Source organism: Sphingobacterium populi (assembly GCF_001586775.1).
Classification (GTDB): domain Bacteria; phylum Bacteroidota; class Bacteroidia; order Sphingobacteriales; family Sphingobacteriaceae; genus Sphingobacterium; species Sphingobacterium populi.
Window position 1 is genome coordinate 274,222 of sequence record NZ_LQXS01000001.1, and the last position, 22,275, is coordinate 296,496.

Here is a 22,275-nt window from a genome sequence, read left to right on the forward strand (position 1 = left end):
TTATCCTTAAGATAACAAAGAACGTGCCTAGTAGTTTTGCAATCTATTAAGAAGAAGGTTTACACGATCTAGTTGCACATCGTCTTCTGTATTCTCATAATACATCGCTAAAGAGCGCAACGCATTAACCTCATGTGGGCGTATTTCATTGGCTTTCAGGAGGTAATTTTGTGCAGTATATTGTGCTTCATGATCATCTTGATTCTGCATAAACTGCTGAAGATATAATAATCCTAAAGCCAAATTAGCCTCATAATTATTATCATTTAATTGCACAGTACGTTCGTAATATTGCTTAGCCTTTTCAATATTGCCAGCATTTTCGAAGGAGAATCCTACCAGATAATTTAGATCTACATTTTCAGGTTCCATTTTCAGTGCGTGCTCTGCAATAGGCACAATGGCACCGTAGTTTCCTTGTTGGGAGTAGGTTTCAATTAATTTAAATAGGATTTCTTTGTTGTTCGGATAATTGGCGCTACCCTTTTCCAAAATCTTACGACTTTCTGTGTGCTGATTTTTTTTCTCGTATATCTGCGCTAATTCTAAATATTGTATAGGTTGCCTTGAGGAAAGTGTAATAGCTTGCTCGTAATACTGTATAGCTTCATCCGTACGATTGGTCTGATTTGCCAGTAACCCTAAGTTATAGATGATATCTTCATTCTTAGGTTGCAATTCTTTAACACGTAGAAAATTTTGGTAGGCCAAGTCGTATTCTTGTGCTTGCAGTGCTTGATTAGCTTTATAAGTATATGCTGCTGCTAAATTTTGCGTAACATAAGCCATCTCGCTTGCACGAGTATTCTTCTCACGATCGCTTAGGCGATCAAGTGTAGCAAGGGTGATATCTATCGGATCTTTCTCTGTGCTAATCTTTCGCGTTGAATCGGCATACGCTATGGAGCTGTATATCATTACACGCGTCAAATTGATACGTGTATTAGCAGAATCTCGTCTGGTTTTGTACACGCCATCGATAAACTTTTTGGCACTTTCTAGGTGTTTCAGCTCGCCGGTTTGCGTATACAATGCAAAATTGTTGGTCGCTTCTTTGACGGCAGACTGAGCGAAAGCAGATAACCCACCGATGGCTAAGCCAAAGGTGAGTATAAATTTGCTGATATTATTCGGTTTCTTCATCGTTATTGTCTGAAACGGCATTATCTTCAATTTCTGGTGTTGTAGCACCATCATCATTCGCCAAAAGACCTTCACTAGTTTCATCACCTTCTTCCAATTCGTCTTCACGAGCAACCTTAGTGATTGAGGCGATCTCGTCGTTGTCATTCAAGCGGATCAGTTTCACGCCTTGTGTGGCTCTACCCATCACGCGAAGAGTTTCGACGCCGATACGGATTACAATACCAGATTTGTTAATGATCATTAGATCATCTTGATCATTGACATCTTTTATGGCCACGAGTTCACCCGTTTTCTCGGTTACATTTAAGGTTTTTACGCCTTTACCGCCGCGGTTTGTTACGCGATAATCTTCAACGTCGGTACGCTTTCCATATCCTTTTTCAGAAACTACTAAAATCGTGGCTTCTTCACTATTGTTCACACTAATCATGCCAACAACCTCGTCATTATCATGTGCTAAACGCACGCCACGCACGCCTGTTGCAGTCCGACCCATTGGTCGCACGGTAGATTCATTGAAGCGAATGGCACGTCCAGATCGTAGGGCCATCACAATCTCACTTGCGCCACTGGTTAAGTTGGCTTCGATCAATTGATCGCCATCATTGATGTTGATCGCGTTAATACCATTGGCACGCGGGCGCGAGTAGGCTTCTAAAGAAGTTTTCTTGATCGTCCCTTTCTTCGTACACATGATGATGAAGTTGTTCTCTAAGTATTCCTGATCTTTCAGGTTTTTGACTTTGATAAACGCTTTGATCTTCTCGTCTTTTGGTACGTTAATGATATTTTGTAAGGCTCTTCCTTTAGAGGTTCTCGATCCTTCTGGTATTTCAAATGCGCGTAACCAGAAACAACGACCGGCTTCGGTGAATAGCAAGAGGTAATTGTGTGCCGAAGCGGTGATGATATGTTCGGTAAAATCTTCTTCACGAGTACTGGATCCTTTCGATCCGCGGCCACCACGGCTTTGACGGCGGTACTCCGATAATGGTGTACGTTTGACATAGCTGTTGTGAGAAATTGTAATGACGATCTCTTCATCATCGATGAAATCTTCCATACGCATATCCTCTGCCGAATGCACGATTTCGGAACGGCGTTCGTCACCATATTTGTCACGGATCTCGATGATTTCGTCTTTGATGATCGTCATGCGCAAGCCTTCGTCTGCCAATACTTGTTTCAAATATTCGATGGTTTTCATCAATTCGGCGTATTCCTCTTTGATCTTGTCGCGTTCTAGTCCTGTAAGACGACGTAGCGTCATGTCCAAGATAGCACGTGCTTGCAAGTCAGATAGGCCAAATTTTTCCATCAAACCTACACGAGCATCTTCTGGTGTGTCGGAAGCACGAATTAATTTAATGACCTCATCCAAATGATCTAATGCGATCAGGTATCCTTCGAGGATATGGGCACGTTTTTCCGCTTCTGCCAATTCGAATTTGGTACGACGCACCACGACATCGTGTCTATGCTCCACAAATTCGTGGATCATATCTTTCAGGTTCATCAGCACCGGACGACCTTTAACAAGCGCGATGTTGTTCACCGAGAAGGATGTTTGCAATGAGGTGTACTTAAACAAGTTGTTTAGCACTACATTGGCATTTGCATCCCGTTTTATTTCATAAACAATACGGATGTCTTTGGTTGATTCGTCGCGAATTTCTGAGATTCCTTCAATTTTCTTTTCATTGATAAGGTCGACCGTCCGCTTAATCATATCGGCTTTATTTACCTGATAAGGTATTTCTGTCACGATGATGATTTCTTTACCAGTTTTGGTGGTTTCGATTTCGGCACGAGCACGCATCACAATACGTCCGCGTCCAGTCTCGAAAGCGTCTTTTACGCCGGTATATCCATAGATCAATCCGCCAGTGGGGAAGTCGGGTGCTTTGATGTGTTGCATCAATTCACTCACTTCAATCTCGCGATTGTCAATATAGGCAACAGTACCATTAATTACTTCCGTCAGATTGTGCGGAGCCATATTTGTAGCCATACCTACCGCAATACCCGAAGCACCATTTACCAATAAGTTGGGGATACGAGTAGGCAATACTGTAGGCTCTTGCAAAGAGTCGTCAAAGTTGAGCTGAAAATCAACAGTATCCTTATTAATATCAGAAAGCATCTCTTCGGCTATCTTGCGTAAGCGAGCTTCTGTATAACGCATGGCCGCCGGCGGGTCACCATCAATCGAACCATAGTTACCTTGTCCGTCTACCATTGGATAGCGTAATGACCAATATTGCGCCATGCGCACCATAGTGTCATATACCGAAGAATCACCATGTGGATGGTATTTACCTAGTACATCACCAACGATACGTGCCGATTTCTTGTACGGTTTGCCGCTGGTAACTCCTAAATCTAGCATGCCATAAAGAACACGACGGTGAACGGGTTTTAGTCCGTCTCGAGCGTCGGGTAATGCACGAGATACGATCACCGACATCGAATAATCGATGTACGCTGATTTCATCTGATCCTCAATATTTATGGGGATGATCCTGTCGTTAGCAGGCACTAAATTGTTTTCGTTTTCTGTTTCTTCAGCCATATTATTGGGTTACATACTAACTAACTATTTACACCTTGTTATTGTAGGCGCAATCGTGCGAAGATACGGATTTTTTTACTATCGCTCGTACATATGATGCCTCAAATTGCTCCAAATAAAATAGGTGTGTCCATATTTTCCCTTATAAATGTATTATTGGTAATAAATTGATAATTTGATTAAATCATTTTCAATTATTCTGTGAGTTTTTTGTAAAAAAGAAACTGTAATCAAAATTTTGTTGTGAAGTCAATTATAAATCTAGTACATTTGTCGCATTAAATTTTTGATTCACGTTATCCAAACATTTTAGTACTATTCGCAATATGAAACATAATTTCGGTGCCGGACCTTGTATCTTACCTAAGGATGTCTTCACAGAAGCTTCGCAAGCGGTTTTAGATTTTAATGGAACAGGTTTGTCTATTTTGGAGATATCGCATCGTTCTAAGGAATTTGAGGCCGTTATCACCGAAGCAGAAAGTTTGGTTCGAGAGCTTTTGGAAGTTCCAGAAGGATATTCAATACTTTTTTTGCAGGGTGGTGCCAGCCAGCAATTTGCGATGGTGCCTTTTAACCTACTTCCAAATTACGGTCGTGCAGCGTATTTGGATACTGGTACTTGGTCTTCCAAAGCCATCAAAGAAGCCAAGAATTTTGGCGCTATCGATGTGGTAGCGTCTTCTTCAGATCGCAATTATAGTTATGTGCCAAAATCGTATACAGTACCTGCAGATGCTGCTTATCTTCATTATACTTCTAATAATACCATCTTTGGTACAGAAATCTTCGACCTTCCGGTAGCAGATGTGCCCTTAGTGACCGATATGTCTTCGGATATTTTTAGTCGCGTGATTCGCGTGGCCGATCATGGCTTGATCTATGCTGGTGCGCAAAAAAATATGGGGCCTGCTGGGGTAACTTTAGTTGTTGTAAAAGATGAATTACTCGGAAAAACAGGTCGTACCATTCCCGCGATTTTTGATTATCAGCAACACGCAAAAGCCGATTCGTTATACAACACGCCGCCTGTTTTCTCGATTTACGTATCCATGCTCAACCTTCGTTGGTTAAAAGCTAAAGGAGGCGTAAGCGTGATGGAGCAAGAAAATATTATTAAAGCTAGAAAACTTTATGAAGAGATTGACCGCAACCCACTGTTCCGTGGTACGGCCGATGTCGAAGACCGTTCGCGCATGAACGTTACTTTTGTCATGACCAATCCTGCATTGGAAGAAGAGTTTTTGGCATTAGCAAAGGAGCGGGGCATGGTCGGTCTTAAAGGTCACCGATCAGTAGGTGGATTCCGTGCGTCGATTTACAATGCATTAGGTATATCTTCTATTAATGCTTTGATCGATTTGATGCGAGAGTTTGAAGAGGCGCAGAATTAAGTTACACATTTAGCAATTAATTAAAATGAGAATATTAGCAAATGACGGAATAGATCCAATCGGACAACGTTTGTTGGAAGAAGCAGGTTTTACCGTTGATACAGTACATATACCACAAGCCGAACTAGCCGAAAAGCTACAAGCATACGATGCCATCACGGTAAGGAGTGCTACTTTAGTGCGTCAAGAATTGATTGATGCTTGTCCGAATTTGAAAGTAATCGGGCGCGGTGGTGTTGGTATGGACAATATTGATGTCGATTATGCCCAGTCTAAAGGCGTCATCGTCATCAACACACCAGCAGCTTCTTCGCACTCTGTAGCTGAATTGGTTTTTGCGCACTTCTTGAATGGTGTTCGCTTTTTGTACGATTCCAACCGCAAAATGCCGGTGGAAGGAAATACCAAATTTGGCGGACTGAAGAAAGCCTATGCCAAAGGAGTGGAGCTAAAAGGCAAAACTTTGGGCGTTGTCGGATTCGGTCGTATTGGTCGCGAAACAGCTAAGGTAGCTTTGGGTTTGGGAATGGATGTGGTGTACTCAGACCTTTTCGAAGGGCCGTTATCTTTACCATTGTCGCTATCAGGCAATATTGAAGTTGAAGTGCCTGTGAAGCAACTTTCCTTTGAGGAGCTTTTGCCTGTAGCAGATTTCATCTCATTACACGTACCATTCACTGATAAAGCCGTGCTTGGTGCAGAAGAGTTTACCAAAGTGAAAGATGGTGTTGGTATTGTCAATGCATCACGTGGCGGCGTAATTGATGAGCTGGCATTAGTAGATGCATTGAATTCCGGTAAAGTTTCTTTTGCCGGTTTAGATGTATATGATAGCGAGCCTACGCCGCGCGTAGAATTATTACAGCATCCGAAGATCTCGTTAACACCGCATATTGGCGCAGCCACCAACGAAGCGCAAGAGCGTATTGGCGAAGAACTGGCCAATTTACTGATCTCAAATCTTAAGAAATAATCTTAAAACGATTGAAATAGCCTTTAAAGTGCTATATTCACCCACTTTTCCGTTTGCGTGCGCAGTGATGCAGCACGCAAACGTAGTTTAATTAGTATCCATAATAAGTATTTATTCTAATGAAAATTCTAAAATTCGGTGGCACTTCGGTAGGGAGTGCGGCGCGTATTCAGGGGTTGCTCGAAATCGTAGCACCTGCGGAACGTCAGATTGTAGTGTTGTCGGCCGTTTCGGGCACGACTAACGCCTTGGTAGAAATTGCTCAAGCTTTTGCTGGCGCAAAGACAGAAGAAGCCAAACAGTTGATCAAGAAGCATAAGGATAAGTATGAGGAACTAATTAAAGAGCTTTTCGCTACCGAGGAAGGCTACAAGAAGGGTAAGGATCTGATTGATCATCATTTCGAAAGCATATCTTCCTTTGCTAGTGATTTGTTTACCCCATCAGAGGAGAAGATTATATTGGCGCAAGGCGAATTGTTATCTACCGCTTTGTGGCATTATTACCTGGAGGAATTAGGTATTCCTTCCGTATTGTTACCAGCGTTGGACTTCATGAAAATTGATGAAGACAATGAGCCAATGATTGAATATACGGCCGAAAAATTAGGCGCGATTTTGAGTCAGCATCCAGACAACACCTTATTTATTACCCAAGGATTTATCTGTCGCAATTCATTTGGTGAGATCGATAACCTGCGCCGTGGTGGATCCGATTATACCGCTTCGCTTATCGGCTCGGCTATCCGCGCCGAAGAAGTGCAGATCTGGACGGATATCGACGGTATGCACAACAATGATCCGCGTGTAGTACACGGTACCACACCGATTCGTCATCTAAGTTTCGACGAAGCGGCCGAGTTAGCGTATTTTGGAGCGAAGATTTTGCATCCACAAAGTGTTTTTCCGGCTCAGCGTTACAATGTGCCGGTACGTCTATTAAATACGATGGATCCACAAGCTCCTGGTACATTAATCAGTAAAGAAGGTGCGCAAAAAGGCGTGATTCGTGCGGTAGCCGCCAAAGATGGTATCACGGCGATCCATATTCATTCATCTCGTATGTTGTTGGCGTATGGTTTCTTGCGTCGTATTTTTGAAATTTTCGAACGCTACAAGACACCGATCGATATGATTACGACTTCCGAAGTGGCTGTTTCGCTCACGATTGATGATACCACCAACTTAGAAGATATCATTAAGGAAGTAGAAGATTTTGGTACGGTAGCCGTAGATCGCGAGCAGACGATCGTATGCGTAGTAGGCGATTTCAGCTCCAACGCGCATGGTTACGTAGGAAGAGTGCTCGAAGCGGTAAAACACTTACCAGTACGTATGGTGTCTTATGGCGGATCTGATTTTAACGTATCTGTCTTATTAGATACCGAGCACAAGACCGAAGCATTACGTTCTTTACATCACCGTTTATTTTAACAACACAATCCGTTTGATGTCATATTTTGATTCCAAGCTATTAGCACAATTTGAAGGGATGGAAACGCCCTTCTACTATTATAATTTAGACCTGTTGCAGCAAACTTTATCGGAAGCCAAAGCAGCCGCAGACAAGCGCGGTTTTCATGTGCATTATGCGCTGAAAGCCAATTTTAATCCTCGAGTGTTGGCTACAGTGCAGGCTCAAGGTTTTGGTGCCGACTGCGTAAGTGGCAACGAGGTACAAAAAGCGATTGAAGTCGGTTTTCCAGCTTCACAAATTACCTTTGCAGGCGTAGGTAAGTCCGATAAAGAGATTCGTACGGCCTTGCAACACGGTATCTTTGCCTTTAATGTAGAATCCATCCAAGAGATGGAGATCATTGATGGTTTAGCTGCAGAGATGGGCATTCGTGCCAATGTTTCGCTGCGCATCAATCCCAATGTAGATGCCAAAACGCATCAATACATTACCACTGGTCTTGACGAAAACAAATTTGGCTTGCCCAACTCCGAGTTGGAGCGTGCCGCAGCAGTTCTCCGCGATTGCACCAACGTGGATCTGGTCGGTCTTCACTTTCACATCGGATCGCAGATCACCGATATGAATGTGTTCAAAAGCCTTTGTGTGAAGGTGAATGAATGGAAAAATTGGTTTGAAGAACGCGGCACAACTATCCGCGTACTCAATGTGGGAGGGGGACTAGGTGTGGATTATTACGCGCCAGACGAACATCCGATTGCTGATTTTGAGACCTATTTTGACATCTTTGATCGTTTTCTCGAACGTACACCAAATCAAGAAGTACATTTCGAACTTGGTCGTGCTTTGGTAGCGCAATGTGGATCATTGATTAGTAAAGTGCTTTACACTAAAAATGGTGTAAAGAAACATTTCCTGATCCTCGATGCGGGTATGACCGAATTGATGCGCCCGATGCTGTACCAAGCCTACCACAAGATAGAGAAAGTTGGAGCGGGAGCGGAGGACTCGACGAATTATGATGTCGTCGGCCCTATTTGCGAAAGCACCGACGCCTTTGGTAAGGAAGTACCTTTGCCAGTCAGCGAGCGCGGCGATTTGATCGCAATTCGCACCGCAGGTGCGTATGCTGAGGTAATGGCTTCTCGCTACAATCTGCGCGACGAAGTACGCTACTGCTATGCGAGCGAAGGTCAATTAGAATTGGCCAATAGCTGAGCTTAGACAAGCTTTATATAATTAAATCAGCGTATTTTTAAGGAAATGATATCATTTCCTTAAAAATACGCCTGATGACGTTTAGTGCTGTATAGGAAAGATTACTGTGGATCTGTATGCTGATGCAGGATTTTCTTGGCGATATCGGCAATGAGCGGATAAGTATCTTCAAGGATGGTGTCAAATTCTTTTACTTCAACCCAAGCCGCTTCATCAATGTCTTCTTCTAGTTGCGGAATTAGGTCAGGCGATTTGTTGATGCCCATTTCATACCAGTTGGTTTGCTTGATTACCATCCGACCGCGCATCGTATACGTGTGATAAGTCGTACAAAACTTAGCGCCCAGATAGTTGACTTTTACACCACATTCTTCTTCTACCTCCCGTTTAGCGGCAGAGCGCGTTTTCTCATCATCTTCTAATTTGCCTTTGGGCAGATCCCATTTGCCGAGCCTGTGAATGAAAAGATATTCGCCATGACCATTTTTCACAATCCCACCGGCCGCTTTGATTACCTTGATGTCTTCGAGTAGTTCTTTAAAATACGTTCCGGGGTCAGCAAGTGTCAATAGGTATGTAACAGGGGTCGGATTAGATGAACTCGCTTTAAAAAGTTTTTCGATATCAATTTCTTGTAAACCAATCGTTTGAGGATTAACTAAGTGCTGTGGTACGAAATCTGCTAAAATTAGCAGGTTTTGGTTCATATAAATTTTATAAATTTGCGGCATGAATAACTACAATGAGGTTGAACAAAAAATTGCTGAATCGCTTCTGCAAATTAAAGCAATTAAATTGCAACCTAAAAACCCTTTTACTTGGGCATCGGGTTGGAAATCGCCTATTTATTGTGACAATCGGATCACATTATCTCATCCATCTATCCGAACATACATCCGACAAAATCTATCACAGCTAATTCAAGAAGAATACGGCACAGTAGATATGATCTCTGGTGTCGCTACGGCAGGAATTCCGCAGGGAGCTTTAGTAGCACAAGATTTGGGACTGCCATTTACGTACGTTCGTGGTAGCGCAAAGGGTCACGGGCGCCAAAATTTAATTGAAGGTGAAGTAAGTGGTGGACAACGTGTGGTAGTTATCGAAGATTTGGTATCTACTGGCAAGAGCAGTTTAGCAGCAGTGCAAGCATTGCGCGAAGCGGAATGTAACGTGGTAGGTTTAGTTTCTATTTTTACCTATGGATTGGACGCTGCGGAGGAAAACTTCAAGGATGCTAAATGTAAATTGCATAGTCTTTGTAATTATGATGCGCTAATCCACGTCGCTTTAGAAAATGGTTATATCATGGAAGCTGATATGGAAGTACTACAAGACTGGCGCAAGAATCCATCTACATGGGGGCAATAAAATTGGCCTGTTAGTTGCTCCAGTATTATAATAAACAGACACACTATGACTATTATTCAAAATTCCACCGTTATACAGCAGCCAATAGGCGATGTTTACTCGTTTTTGTCTGATTTGAATAACCACCAGCAGCTTATGCCAGATAATATTTATAACTGGACGTCTACCGCAGATGAAGCGCAATTCACCATCAAGAACATGGCGAAGTTAGCCCTCAAAATAAGTCAGCGTGTGGAAAACAAAGAATTAGTGTGCGTGCCTACCAATGAAGCACCTTTTGAGGTATCGCTCCGTTGGCAAGTGGAAGAAGCGGGCGAAGGGCAGACTAAAGCTACATTTATCATCGAGGCGCAACTCAATATGATGATGAAAATGATGGCCTCCGGCCCATTACAAAAACTCGTAGATCATCAAGTTTCTCGTTTAAAAGAAGTATTGGGTTAAGCCTTAATTCAACTCTATAGTAAAGCGTGCAGGATTTATCCTGCACGCTTTTTTTGCGAGTAATGCAATCCTACGCATTCACATTTATTGCGTAATTTTGCGGGATGATTACCTCCGATATTATTTCATCAGATACTATTGTGGCGCTGGCCACTTCACCTGGCGCCAATGGAGCTATTGCGGTGATACGACTTTCAGGCGCACAGGCTATTGAAATTGCGAATGCCGTTTTTAAAGGAAAGGATCTGTCCAAGCAGGCTACGCATACCATACATTTTGGTACCATCAGAGATGGCGATGTGGTAATCGATGAAGTTGTCGTTTCATTATTCATAGGCCCAAATTCGTACACGAAAGAGCACGTTGTCGAAATTTCTACGCATAACTCAGCGTATATCATTGATCGCGTCTTGAGTTTGATAGTCCGCCAGGGCGCACGTGCAGCCAAGCCTGGTGAATTTACTTTGCGGGCATACCTTAATGGTGGATTGGATCTTTCACAGGCAGAAGCGGTAGCGGATCTCATTGCATCAGAAAATAAAGCTTCGCATGAAATTGCCATGAACCAAATGCGGGGCGGCATCAGTAGCGAATTACAACGTATGCGCGAGCAGCTCATTAATTTTACCGCTCTGCTGGAATTGGAGTTGGATTTCGGCGAAGAAGATGTGGAATTTGCTGACCGATCGGAGTTCTTGTCACTTATCGCGGCGTTGAAATCGCATGTGACACAATTAATCCACTCGTTTGAATACGGGAATGCCATCAAGAATGGCGTACCTGTAGCGATTATTGGCAAACCCAATGCCGGAAAATCAACCTTGCTCAATACTTTGCTCAACGAAGAGCGAGCCATTGTAAGTGACATCGCAGGTACCACGCGCGATACGATCGAAGAAATGATGACAATCGATGGCGTAACTTTTCGCTTTATTGATACCGCAGGATTGCGCGAAACGCTGGATACGATTGAGGCGATTGGTGTAGCACGTGCCAAAGAAAAGGTGGCTGCGGCGAAAATCTTGCTTTATTTGTATGATTCTGTCAACAACACGGCAGAAGAAGTGATTGAGCAGGTCAAAGCGTTTCACCGCGAAGGTTTGATTACGATTCTCGTAAGAAATAAGATCGATTTGGATGGAGGCTACTTCGACAATGCATTTGATACTGAGATCAAGGCTAATCTTATTGGTTCTGGCTACGCCGATGAGATCGTGGCGATCTCTGCGAAAGATCCTGCATCTGTAGAGCGGTTGAGTAGCTCCTTAGTAGATCGTATTCGTGGAATGGTATCAGAAAACCAACAGGTGATTACGAATATTCGTCACGTAGAAGCACTTCAGTTAGCTTTTCAATCCATGGAAGATGTGGATCGCGGTTTTCAAATTGGCCTCTCCGGCGATTTGTTGGCATCGCACCTTCGCGAAGCGCTTCGTCACATTAGCACGATTACTGGCCAGATTGATGTAGATCGGGATATCCTAGGTACGATTTTCGGAAAGTTTTGTATCGGGAAATAGCTTCAAACTAATCAAAATCCATAAATATAGGCTATTGCTGATCGTTTTTTAACAGTTTCCTCTTGCAGAACGTTTTCTACAGCGATGTCGCTGATTAAGGTTTTCCGTATTTATTTTTCCCTTAAATTTGATTATTTTGCACGTAAATCAGAAAAAACGCTACTATTATACGTTTTGGTATATCAAGTTACATAATTACATTGGATAGTGCTAACGCGATATATTGGAGGAATCGAAATGCCTGAGGTAAGAAAAGCTCAACGATCAACTGAATAGAATTTGGCACTATAGTTTTTTCCTTATTTAAGAATTTCTGTTTATTTGTTAATTTAGGCTAATAGGCTTCTACTTTATGGATTTAGATAAATTGATTGCAGCATTAATTTCATTTCGTGATGAAAGAGATTGGAAACAGTTTCACAATTCCAAGGATTTAGCGATTGCTCTTAACCTTGAATCATCTGAATTATTAGAATTGTTTCTGTGGAAAGGGAGTGAAGATGTAAATCTAGACAAGCTAAAGAACGAGCTTGCCGATGTATTCATGTACGCGATTCTCTTAGCCGAAAAACATAATTTTGATATACAGGAAATTATTGAATCAAAAATCAACATAAATCGTGAAAAATACCCGGTCAATAAAGCTAAGGGTACAGCAAAAAAATACAACGAATTGTAGCTTCTTTTCGTCCAATTACCTTTGAAAATGAATTTTAATATTTCCCAATACGCTGTAGATCACGGTCTGGAATCTAACATCATTGCTAATCACCGTAAGTACCTTAATTGGCCATTAGTATATTTTTTAGTGGAGATTAATCAGATGGAGGGTCGAAAAAGGGAGGCATATATTGGTGAAACTACCGACGTTGTTAGTCGCATCAAAACTCATCGAAAATCTTCTAAAAAGCAAAAGCTCAGTTCTGTAAACCTAATATCTAGTGATTTTCTCAATAAGTCGGCTGCGCTTGATTTAGAGTCAAATTTGATCAAATATATATCTGCCGATGGAAATTATTCTCTATTGAATGGCAATTTAGGTATTGCTAACCATCAGTATTATCAGCAAAAAGATCTCTATTCTGATCTATTTAAAAATATATGGGATGAGCTTCGCACATTAGGTATTGCAAGACACTCTCTAGAGCACATCGATAATTCAGACCTCTTTAAGTACTCGCCATACAAATCCCTCTCTAAAGAACAGATTGAAGGATTAAAAACTATATTAATCTGTTTGCTGGATGAATCAACTAATGTTAGCTTAATTCAAGGTGGAGCGGGTACAGGTAAATCGATATTAGCAATTTTTCTCTTTAAGCTACTAAAAACTGACCTTAGTGATTTCAACTATGTAGATTTTGATGATCAAGATAAAGAATTGTTTGATTTGTTAAAGAAGGTCAAATCAAAGTATGGTCAGCTAACTATGGCGTTGGTAATACCAATGGCTTCGTTCCGTAAGACAATATCTAATGTATTTAGCGATATAAAAGGTTTATCCAAGAAAATGGTTGTCGGGCCATCCGAAATTGTTAAACAGAAATATGACTTGTTGATAGTTGATGAAGGACATCGGTTGAGACGGCGTGTTAACCTTGGGTCATATTTTGGAACTTTTGATGCGAATTGTCGAACCTTGGGATTAGATAAAGCGATCGCTTCAGAATTAGATTGGATACAGTTGCAGAGTGAAAAATCGATCATATTTTATGACCAATTTCAATCTATTAAACCGTCAGATGTTACTAAAGAAAGTTTTGATACGCTAAGACAAAAACCTACGAGTCGTGTCGAAAAACTGAAAACACAATTTAGAGTAAGGGGAGGGAATCAGTATGTTAAATTTATACATCAACTCTTCGAGTCCAATACAAATTCTAAAGTCGGAGATTTTGGGTCATACGACTTTAAAATATTCGAGAATTTAGAAGAAATGATTGAACAGATTCATCTGAGAGAAAATGAGTCGGGACTTTCAAGAATGGTTGCCGGATTTGCATGGGAATGGATTTCACGAAAAGTTCCCGAGGCTTTCGACATACAAATTGGAGAGACAAAATTAAAGTGGAATAGCGTTACAGAAGACTGGGTTAACTCTGAAAATGCTATCAATGAAGTAGGATGTATTCATACTACGCAAGGATATGATTTAAACTACGTCGGGCTGATAATAGGCCCGGAAATAGATTATGACTTTGAAACTAATCAGTTTGTCGTACTCAAACAAAATTATAAAGATAAGGCTGGTAAGAGCTCTATTTACGATGATGTAGTATTGTTGGATTACCTTATGAATATCTATAAAACTATCATGTTACGAGGTATTCGGGGAACCTATGTATATGTGTGTAATCCTAACCTTAGAGCCTATCTTTCAAAGTATATTCAAAAATTTATCAAAGAACATACATCTTCTACATGGAAGATCCAGAGTGAGCCAGGAGCAACGACTATACCTTTTTACGACTTATCAGTAGCAGCAGGGAGTTTTTCTGATAAGCAACTGGTAGATCATGCGCAATACATTGATTTACCCAATAAAAATCGCATAAGTGATAGCTTTGCTTGTAAAGTAGTTGGGGAATCAATGAATAAAATAATTCCAAACGGTTCTATTTGTTTATTTCGTAGGTATAGTGGTGGTAGTAGAAATGGCCTAATTTGTCTCGTCGAGTGTAGTGAAATAAATGATAATGATTTTGGTGCAAATTATACTATTAAAGAATATTCGAGTAAGAAGAGTATTGATGAAGACGGATGGAAGCATGAAATGATTATCCTCAAACCTCTATCATTTCATGCTTATGAACCTATATTACTTCACGACGATGAGATGTCAGATTTTAAGGTAATTGGTGTTTTTGAGAGAGTTTTATCTTGAGAATTGTATGACGAATTTTAAAACCGACCGACAAGATTAGGACGGATCGATTAACCAGGCATCTATATGATTTAGATAAAATTATGAGAGCTGAATATGGCGAAATGGCCATCGCTGATAACGAATTGTTCAATACGATCGTTCAGCATCGGAAAACCGTTACGCCATTGCGGGGAATGGATTATTCTAATCATGCCAAAGAGAAGTTGAGAATCATACCACCAGATTCCGTTATGGATAAGTGGGAAGCTGATTATAAAACGATGCAGGAGAATATGATTATCGGAGAAAGTTTGAAATGGGAAGACCTATTGGATATGACAAGAGAAATTGAAGATAAGATCAATAGTATATTATATTAGTTAATTATTGATAATGAGTTATGCATATAGATGAGATTTATATTGAAAATTATGGGTGTATAGAAAAATTACACATCAAGCCAGAACTAAATGAGCAAGGGCATCCTAAACCAATTGTGTTAGTTGGAAAAAACGGAAGCGGAAAAACACTTCTATTGTCAAATATTGTAGATTCAATAATAGAATTTAAGCGTGATAAATATTCTGAATTACAAGAAGTCTCAGAAAACAAATTCTATAAAATAGGAACTCAAACATATATTAAGGTTGGGGAAAGCCACAGTTACACAAGAGTTCGATACAATAATGGTGGGAAGAAATATTATTATATTGATTGTATGACCCAAAATCATACACATTTTAAGAACAGTATATTTAACTCATTAATACATTCAGACTTAGAAATAGATAATGAGAAATTCAAAGAGAATGGTTTTTACAAAAAGGCAAAACCTTCTTTTGAAAAGGAGTTTGACACAAATATTTTAATGTACTTTCCGGTTCACAGATATTATGAACCAGCATGGTTAAATCAGAATATTGCCCCATCGTTTAAAAAAGAAGATAACTTTATAGAGAAGAGCAATAAAAACGTAATCAAAACTAATATTCTTAACGAGGTTGAATCTTGGATTTTGGATGTTATTTTAGATAAGTTCTTGTATGAACAGCATAACCAAAGATTCTCTAACTTGTTCGTAAGAAATGAGCATGGAGGTTATACTGAGTTTACTGCGCCAATATTTCAAGATTATAGTGGGAAGAATACCACAATTCAAAACTTAATCAATCAGATTATTTCGACAATATACAAAAGCAAAGACGATAATATAGAAAATGCTCGAATTGGAATATCAAACAAAGATAGAGGACGTCAAATATCTATATTAACAAAATTTAAAAATGGTTCCGAAATTCAAGTTGCTCCTACATTTAATCATTTGTCGTCGGGAGAGGCTTTACTGCTTTCGATTTTTTGTGCTTTATTAAAGGACTTTGATTCTATCAGCAAAAATGGAACAAACAATTTGGATCAAGTAAAGGGGGTAGCTGTAATAGATGAAATAGATTTGAATTTACATATTGATTATGCAAAAAATGTTCTGCCCCAACTAATGAAGCTGTTTCCTAATGTTCAGTTTGTTGTAACAAGTCACTCTCCATTCTTTTTATTAGGTATGAAAGAGACATATGGGAACGATTATCAATTGATAAATTTACCAACAGGAGAGGATATTGTCGAAAATGACTTCTCAGAAATTGTCTCTGCTTATAGAATATTTACAAAAGGATTTGATGAGTTACATTCCAGTTTGAAGTCTTTAGAGCAAAAGATAAGCGTGACTACCAAACCCCTTATCGTCACGGAAGGAAAAACGGATTGGAAGCATTTCAAAAGAGCTTTGCAATATTTTCAAGAAGAAGGAGAATACACAGATATAGATGTGTCCTTTTTTGAATATGAGGATGAAATTGAGATGGGAGATTCCCATTTGGAATCTTTATTGAAAAATATGTCAAAAGTTGAACAGAATAAAAAAATAATTGGAATTTTTGATTGTGATGAAGCCAATGGAAAAAAATATGCGGGATTAGATTTCAAAAAATTTAAGAATAATGTGTTTGCGTTCTCAATTCCTAAACCTTCATATAGATCTACTCATACAGGTATTTCAGTAGAATTGCTATACAAAAATGTTGATATCCAAAAAACAGATGCTGACGGTAGGCGACTATACTTGACATCTGAATTTAATGAAAGAGGGCGTTTGCTATCTGACATAAATATTAGTGTCGAAAACACAGATAAAGTAAAAAAATACATTGAGGTTGATAAAAATAAGATTATAGATTCCGGAGTGACTGACGGGACGAATAATATTGCACTGTCAAAAAATAGTTATGCACTCAATATCTTGAATAAAACAGCTCCTTTTGATTCTGTAGATTTTGAAGGATTTAAAGGTGTTTTTGATAAATTAAAGATCATTTTAGATATTCCACTAACATAGTATTTGTATCTTTTTTGTAATTCAATTTATATAATGCTTGAGAAAACGAACGTACTTTTGATTCTGTAGATTAAGTCCTATCAAAATAACTATGTAAATTTTATAATACTTGTCCCTAATCTGTATTTTTTTAAATTTAATCATCTAAAAATCAGAACTTAACACTTTTTGTATTGGAAAGTAAATCTACTTAATGGGGGACATAACTCTTACAGTAGGTTTTCGAGCGTTTATAATAGATGGTCATTTGCAGGCCAATACCTTTAGCCAGATGTACAGTAGTTAACTAGACAAGTGCAATTTCGCGGTTTAGATATTCTTAAGTTTGCAAAGTCGTCGGCGAATCGATAAATAAAATTAGAGCAAATGGTTCTATTTTTATCATGAGGATCGACTACAGATGCACGACAAATACTGTCACGTTATTCAGGTTCGCGTAGGAGGGGATTTTCATCTTTGGAATACCCCAATTAGTGCAGTGCATAAAAAATGTTCTTTAAGCGCCTCTAAAAAACACAACTTCCATACAATCTTTTAAGTATCCTTTTCCTACTGTTGGCTTAAACTCGTCCGACGGCTATCTTATACTATTTATATCCTGCTCTTCATATCGAAAGTTGATAAGTTAATCTGTAATTATTTAGAAATCATACCGTGTTTATTTATGAATTTTGCTTATGTTTGGGTTTAATTTAGAATTATAATAAATAAAAACAAGTACCATATGAAGACGTATCAATTAGCCTTACTACTATTCGGACTTACAAGTGGTGTGGCATCTGCTCAGAGTCAAAACGTTTTTTTGAGCCGTGATTTTTGGGGAAAGAATCCTGATCTTTCTCAGGTTAAAAGTACCGCAGAAGCCGGAAATAGCCCTTCGGAATCTAATGCAGCATCTTTTGACGTCACGACTATGGCCATCAATAGCGGCGCATCTAACGATATCATTTTCTATCTATTGGAGCAAGATGGAAATCCTATTGATAAAAAAACACACCATAGTCGCCATTACTTGCACTGGGCTGCAGCAAATGGTAATAAAGAAGTGGTGGACTATTTATTGAATAAAGGTGCCGATGTACACTATGCTGATAGTTATGGAGTACCGATTACTGCATATGCAGCAGCAGGAGGCAATCGCAATACAGCCATATACGATGCTCTCTTTGCAAAAGGCGTTGACCCGAAGAAAACTTACGCCGATGGCGCCACATTAATGATGTTGGCTGCGCCGAGTGATCAAAATCTTGATCTGGTAAACTACTTTGAATCAAAAGGGCTTTCGATCGAAGACAAAGACGCACACGGACGTACTGTTGCAGATTATGCCGCTAAGTCAGGCAAGTCTGAATTGATCGACCAACTCATTCAGCGCGGATCAGTCCTTACGGATCATGCGTTGTTTTTTGCAAGTCAAGGTTTTCGCCGAGGCGAATCTAACGGCTTAGCTACTTATCAATATTTAGTCGAGCAAAAAGGATTGAATCCGCAAGCGATTAGTCATGATGGTGGTACAATACTTCATGGCGTAGTGCGAGGTGGCAATATGGATATTATCCAGTACTTTTTAAGCAAAAATGTGCCTGTAAATAAAGCAAATAATGATGGCACTACTGCACTCATGCTGGCCTCTGGCAGTCAAAATCTAGCAACGGTACAAACGCTTTTGCAAGCTGGTAGTGACGTAAATACCACGAATGAAAAAGGAGAATCTGCATTGACCGTAGCGGTAAGCAACGGATCTGCCGAGATTGTGAAACTCCTATTGGCAAAAGGAGCAGACGCAAATGTATTGGATAAAGATGGTCGCAACCTTGCATATTATTGGTTTAATTCCTATCGTGGTGGCGCAGATCGAGGCGCTAATCGCGAAGGTGCACCAGCACTTGGAGCCACTCCATTCGAAGAAAAACTAGTTTTGCTGAAGAGCAATGGCGTAGATGTAGCTGCACCGCAAGCGGATGGAAGTTCTCTTTATCACCTAGCCGTAGCCAAAGAAAACCTTGCCTTGGTACAGCAAGCGAATCAATTGGGCGCTAATATTAACGCCCAGGATAATGAAGGCGTAACCGCATTGCACAAAGCCGCCTTAGTCGCCAAAGACGATAAAATGCTAAAAGCATTGGTAGCATTGGGCGCCGATAAGTCGTTGAAAACCGAGTTTGATGAGACAGCCTTCGACCTAGCGCAGGAAAATGACTTTTTAAAGAACAACCAAATTTCTATCGATTTCTTAAAATAAGAGGATGAATACAATAATAAAATTAGTACTTGCTGTGACGCTTGCGTTTGGTTTATCTTCGAGCGCAGCGGCGCAGTCTAGCAAATATAAGTGCATGATTCAAATGAATGCTTATGAAGGCGAAGAAGCCTATGTGATCATTTCTTTGATAAACCCACAGGGTGGATATGACAAAACCTTATCGGTATTAGGGCCAGACAAACAGTGGTATAATACGCTGAAAGAATGGTACAAATTTCAGAATAAATCAAAAGAAAAACTACATGCCGTAACGGGTGCTTCAATAGGAGGTGGCGATCGTGCCGTGAAAGTTTTGGAAATTGATCAAGATAAATTAAATAAAGGTTATAAGCTGCGTTTCGAATCTGCGGTGGAAGAACAAAAATACCATACTACCGATGCCGAGGTCTTACTAACTACAGACGGCATCACCACGCGGACAAATGGTAAAGGATACATTCGATTTGTAAAGTTGACAAAAGCCCAATAGGTAAAGATAGATGACATTATCGATATGGAGATATGCGCATCTTCTGTTAGCGTTGATATCTTCCCTTTTCTTGTTCATCTTGTCATTTACAGGTGTCATTTTGGCCTATGATGCCGTAGATGAAAATACGAACTCCTATAAAACGAGTAATTTAGATACGATCTCGATCGCGCATACGATTCAGACCGTAAAAAAGCACTATCCAGAAGTTATCGAACTATCTGTTGATAGGCAATCCAGAGTATACATCGATGCGCTTGATGCGGAAAGTGAAGCCGTTAAAGGATATATAGATCCGAGCAGTGGAGCATTTCTTGGTCCGGTTGCACAGAAAAGTGATTTTATACAGTGGGTTACTACTTTACATCGTTCTTTGTTTTTACACGAGACAGGGCGCTATATAGTAGGCATGGTTTCTTTCTTGCTGCTGCTGATAACCCTTACCGGAATTCTTCTTATTGTAAAGCGGCAACAAGGATGGCGTCATTTTTTTGCAAAAGTACAACGCGATTTCTCTGCCCAATACTTTCATATACTTACTGGCAGATTGATGCTCATTCCAGTTTTGATGATTGCACTTACCGGTACTTATCTTTTTTTGGCACGCATGGGCATCTTAAGTAAAGCAGAGGAACAGCTAGTGTACGATGTAGAGTCGCTTGCGGAAGAGGATAACGAGGAGCGCGTACAACTTGTCTCCGATTTCTCGATCTTTCAAGACATCATGCTCGACGAAGTCGAACGTCTTGAATTTCCATTTCTGGAAGATGATCCAGAAGAATATTTTATACTTACGTTAGCCGATCGCCAACTCACAATACATCAAATGAGCGGTCAGGTGGTTTCCGAAACCAAATATGCCTATGCTGCGGTTTGGGAAAAGCTGAATCTCGATCTACATACAGGCCAGACCAATAGGATCTGGGCTGTGGTACTAGGATTGGGAGCGGCCAATATTCTGTTCTTTATTTATTCTGGATTCGTAATCACTATTCGTCGAATTGGTACAAAAATCAAAAATAAATATCGCGCTGATAATGCCGAGATTGTTCTCTTGTATGGATCGGAGAACGGTAGTACTTTGGCCATAGCCAATCGAATACTCAAGCAGCTATTGGACCAAGGCGAACGGGTTTTTCTTTGCAACATGGATCAATACAAAGTTTATCCTCAAGCGCGTCAACTTGTGATTTTGACCTGCACATACGGTTTGGGCGAAGCGCCAAGCAACGCGAAGAAATTCGAACAGCGGCTAGCTGATCATCCACAAAAACAACCAATTGGTTTTTCTGTGTTGGGATTTGGATCGAGTACTTATCCTGACTTTTGTGCGTATGCTCAACAAGTAGATGAGTGGCTTGCTGCACAGAGCTGGGCCACGCGCACTTTGCCTTTGCACAGTGTAAACGACAAATCGACAGCGGATGTAGCCACATGGGCACAGGAATGGAGTAGAGCAACAATGAAAACCTTAGCGGCTGCGCAGAGTGTGTACGCAGCAGAGCAGCCTCGCTTACAGCAATTTGTAGTGATATCCAAAACGGATATCAGTAACGATCAGGATCCTGTTTTTGTAGTCGTACTGAAACCGCAGAAAAGCAACCGCATTACGTCGGGTGATCTGTTGGCCATTTATCCTCAGAATGATGCTAAGGAGCGCTTTTATTCGATTGCTTATATAGATAGTACCATACAGCTCATCGTAAAATGGCATCCCCATGGATTGGGTTCTGGCTTTTTGTACCGATTACAGGCCGGTGAGCGCATAGCTGCGAGGTTGTTGACCAATGCTAACTTTCATCTTCCGAAGAAAGCGAAGCGCATAGCGATGATTGCCAATGGAACAGGTATCGCACCATTTCTGGGGATGATAAAAGCAAACAAGAAAAAAAGACCTATACAATTGTATGCGGGATTTCGCTACAAATCTGCTTCGAATTTGAGGTACGCTGAATTTGCAGATGTGCAGATCGAGCGAAAGCACCTTTCCGCTTATCATGTAGCGTATTCTCGTGAGGCAAACAAACAGTATGTATTGGATCTTATCCAGCGCGATGCTCATTTTTTCAAAAACTTATTGGACAGTGATGGCGTAGTCATGATTTGTGGAGCACTACAGATGCAGCGCGATGTGGAAGTAATTCTGGAAAAGATATTGAAAGATGCTGGCATGTCCGATCTAGCATACTATCGCAATAAAGGACAGCTACTAACCGATTGTTACTAATGGG

17 protein-coding genes are annotated in these 22,275 nt (G+C 40.4%); 14 read left to right on the forward strand and 3 right to left on the reverse strand.

The window, feature by feature from the left end; translation table 11 throughout:
- Positions 1-27: 27 nt before the first annotated feature.
- Positions 28-1,143, reverse strand: a complete 1,116-nt coding sequence (locus A0125_RS01065; protein ID WP_066750755.1) for a tetratricopeptide repeat protein — start codon at positions 1,141-1,143, stop codon at positions 28-30.
- Positions 1,127-3,718, reverse strand: coding sequence for a DNA gyrase subunit A (gyrA, locus tag A0125_RS01070; protein ID WP_066750758.1), 2,592 nt, complete (start codon positions 3,716-3,718; stop codon positions 1,127-1,129). Before gyrA ends, A0125_RS01065 begins: the two co-directional genes overlap by 17 nt.
- Before the next feature lie 326 nt (positions 3,719-4,044).
- On the opposite strand from gyrA, the gene serC reads away from it, so the two are divergent.
- The 4 genes from serC to lysA all read left to right on the forward strand — a co-directional run bounded on the left by serC (position 4,045) and on the right by lysA (position 8,719).
- Entirely contained in the window at positions 4,045-5,112 is a 1,068-nt protein-coding gene (serC, locus tag A0125_RS01075; protein WP_066750761.1) for a 3-phosphoserine/phosphohydroxythreonine transaminase, read from the forward strand.
- A 25-nt stretch (positions 5,113-5,137) separates the two neighbouring features.
- Entirely contained in the window at positions 5,138-6,085 is a 948-nt protein-coding gene (locus A0125_RS01080) for a D-2-hydroxyacid dehydrogenase (RefSeq protein ID WP_066750766.1), read from the forward strand.
- Between the two features lie 119 nt (positions 6,086-6,204).
- Complete coding sequence (locus A0125_RS01085) at positions 6,205-7,518, forward strand: aspartate kinase (RefSeq protein WP_066750776.1); 1,314 nt, start codon at positions 6,205-6,207, stop codon at positions 7,516-7,518.
- A 16-nt stretch (positions 7,519-7,534) separates the two neighbouring features.
- Complete coding sequence (gene lysA / locus A0125_RS01090; RefSeq protein WP_066750778.1) at positions 7,535-8,719, forward strand: diaminopimelate decarboxylase; 1,185 nt, start codon at positions 7,535-7,537, stop codon at positions 8,717-8,719.
- Positions 8,720-8,820: 101 nt separating this feature from the next.
- Here the strand turns inward: lysA and A0125_RS01095 are convergent, their stop codons facing one another.
- Positions 8,821-9,426: an NUDIX hydrolase gene (locus A0125_RS01095; RefSeq protein WP_231863071.1), complete on the reverse strand. Its 606-nt coding sequence runs from the start codon at positions 9,424-9,426 to the stop codon at positions 8,821-8,823.
- Between the two features lie 22 nt (positions 9,427-9,448).
- Here A0125_RS01095 and pyrE point away from each other — a divergent pair, with 22 nt between their 5' ends.
- The 10 genes from pyrE to A0125_RS01145 all read left to right on the forward strand — a co-directional run bounded on the left by pyrE (position 9,449) and on the right by A0125_RS01145 (position 22,271).
- A complete protein-coding gene (pyrE, locus tag A0125_RS01100) occupies positions 9,449-10,090 on the forward strand; it encodes an orotate phosphoribosyltransferase (protein WP_066750784.1) in 642 nt (213 codons plus the stop codon).
- A gap of 45 nt (positions 10,091-10,135) precedes the next feature.
- Positions 10,136-10,534, forward strand: coding sequence for an SRPBCC family protein (locus A0125_RS01105; protein ID WP_066750787.1), 399 nt, complete (start codon positions 10,136-10,138; stop codon positions 10,532-10,534).
- Positions 10,535-10,638: 104 nt separating this feature from the next.
- Positions 10,639-12,054 carry a tRNA uridine-5-carboxymethylaminomethyl(34) synthesis GTPase MnmE gene (gene mnmE, locus A0125_RS01110; protein ID WP_066750791.1) on the forward strand — a complete coding sequence of 472 codons (1,416 nt, stop codon included), beginning with the start codon at positions 10,639-10,641 and terminating at the stop codon, positions 12,052-12,054.
- A gap of 352 nt (positions 12,055-12,406) precedes the next feature.
- Positions 12,407-12,733 (forward strand): nucleotide pyrophosphohydrolase, encoded by a 327-nt coding sequence (locus A0125_RS01115; protein ID WP_066750793.1) that lies wholly within the window; start codon positions 12,407-12,409, stop codon positions 12,731-12,733.
- A gap of 27 nt (positions 12,734-12,760) precedes the next feature.
- A complete protein-coding gene (locus tag A0125_RS15705) occupies positions 12,761-14,938 on the forward strand; it encodes a DNA/RNA helicase domain-containing protein (protein ID WP_197464712.1) in 2,178 nt (725 codons plus the stop codon).
- 35 nt (positions 14,939-14,973) lie between these two features.
- Positions 14,974-15,300: a nucleotidyl transferase AbiEii/AbiGii toxin family protein gene (locus A0125_RS15710; protein ID WP_380885241.1), complete on the forward strand. Its 327-nt coding sequence runs from the start codon at positions 14,974-14,976 to the stop codon at positions 15,298-15,300.
- A 20-nt stretch (positions 15,301-15,320) separates the two neighbouring features.
- Positions 15,321-17,312, forward strand: a complete 1,992-nt coding sequence (locus A0125_RS01130) for an AAA family ATPase (RefSeq protein ID WP_066750801.1) — start codon at positions 15,321-15,323, stop codon at positions 17,310-17,312.
- Between the two features lie 724 nt (positions 17,313-18,036).
- The gene (locus A0125_RS01135; protein WP_066750804.1) at positions 18,037-19,554 is read left to right on the forward strand and encodes an ankyrin repeat domain-containing protein; all 1,518 of its coding nucleotides are present in this window, start codon (positions 18,037-18,039) and stop codon (positions 19,552-19,554) included.
- 4 nt (positions 19,555-19,558) lie between these two features.
- Positions 19,559-20,044: a DUF2271 domain-containing protein gene (locus tag A0125_RS01140; RefSeq protein ID WP_066750807.1), complete on the forward strand. Its 486-nt coding sequence runs from the start codon at positions 19,559-19,561 to the stop codon at positions 20,042-20,044.
- A 10-nt stretch (positions 20,045-20,054) separates the two neighbouring features.
- Complete coding sequence (locus A0125_RS01145) at positions 20,055-22,271, forward strand: PepSY domain-containing protein (RefSeq protein WP_066750810.1); 2,217 nt, start codon at positions 20,055-20,057, stop codon at positions 22,269-22,271.
- Positions 22,272-22,275: the final 4 nt, after the last annotated feature.

Excerpts from the sequence above, each read along its gene's own strand:
- A0125_RS01065 (WP_066750755.1), bottom strand. The coding sequence starts at position 1,143 with ATGAAGAAACCGAATAATATCAGCAAATTTATACTCACCTTTGGCTTA.
- gyrA (WP_066750758.1), bottom strand. The coding sequence starts at position 3,718 with ATGGCTGAAGAAACAGAAAACGAAAACAATTTAGTGCCTGCTAACGAC.
- serC (WP_066750761.1), top strand. The coding sequence starts at position 4,045 with ATGAAACATAATTTCGGTGCCGGACCTTGTATCTTACCTAAGGATGTC.
- A0125_RS01080 (WP_066750766.1), top strand. The coding sequence starts at position 5,138 with ATGAGAATATTAGCAAATGACGGAATAGATCCAATCGGACAACGTTTG.
- A0125_RS01085 (WP_066750776.1), top strand. The coding sequence starts at position 6,205 with ATGAAAATTCTAAAATTCGGTGGCACTTCGGTAGGGAGTGCGGCGCGT.
- lysA (WP_066750778.1), top strand. The coding sequence starts at position 7,535 with ATGTCATATTTTGATTCCAAGCTATTAGCACAATTTGAAGGGATGGAA.
- A0125_RS01095 (WP_231863071.1), bottom strand. The coding sequence starts at position 9,426 with ATGAACCAAAACCTGCTAATTTTAGCAGATTTCGTACCACAGCACTTA.
- pyrE (WP_066750784.1), top strand. The coding sequence starts at position 9,449 with ATGAATAACTACAATGAGGTTGAACAAAAAATTGCTGAATCGCTTCTG.
- A0125_RS01105 (WP_066750787.1), top strand. The coding sequence starts at position 10,136 with ATGACTATTATTCAAAATTCCACCGTTATACAGCAGCCAATAGGCGAT.
- mnmE (WP_066750791.1), top strand. The coding sequence starts at position 10,639 with ATGATTACCTCCGATATTATTTCATCAGATACTATTGTGGCGCTGGCC.
- A0125_RS01115 (WP_066750793.1), top strand. The coding sequence starts at position 12,407 with ATGGATTTAGATAAATTGATTGCAGCATTAATTTCATTTCGTGATGAA.
- A0125_RS15705 (WP_197464712.1), top strand. The coding sequence starts at position 12,761 with ATGAATTTTAATATTTCCCAATACGCTGTAGATCACGGTCTGGAATCT.
- A0125_RS01130 (WP_066750801.1), top strand. The coding sequence starts at position 15,321 with ATGCATATAGATGAGATTTATATTGAAAATTATGGGTGTATAGAAAAA.
- A0125_RS01135 (WP_066750804.1), top strand. The coding sequence starts at position 18,037 with ATGAAGACGTATCAATTAGCCTTACTACTATTCGGACTTACAAGTGGT.
- A0125_RS01140 (WP_066750807.1), top strand. The coding sequence starts at position 19,559 with ATGAATACAATAATAAAATTAGTACTTGCTGTGACGCTTGCGTTTGGT.
- A0125_RS01145 (WP_066750810.1), top strand. The coding sequence starts at position 20,055 with ATGACATTATCGATATGGAGATATGCGCATCTTCTGTTAGCGTTGATA.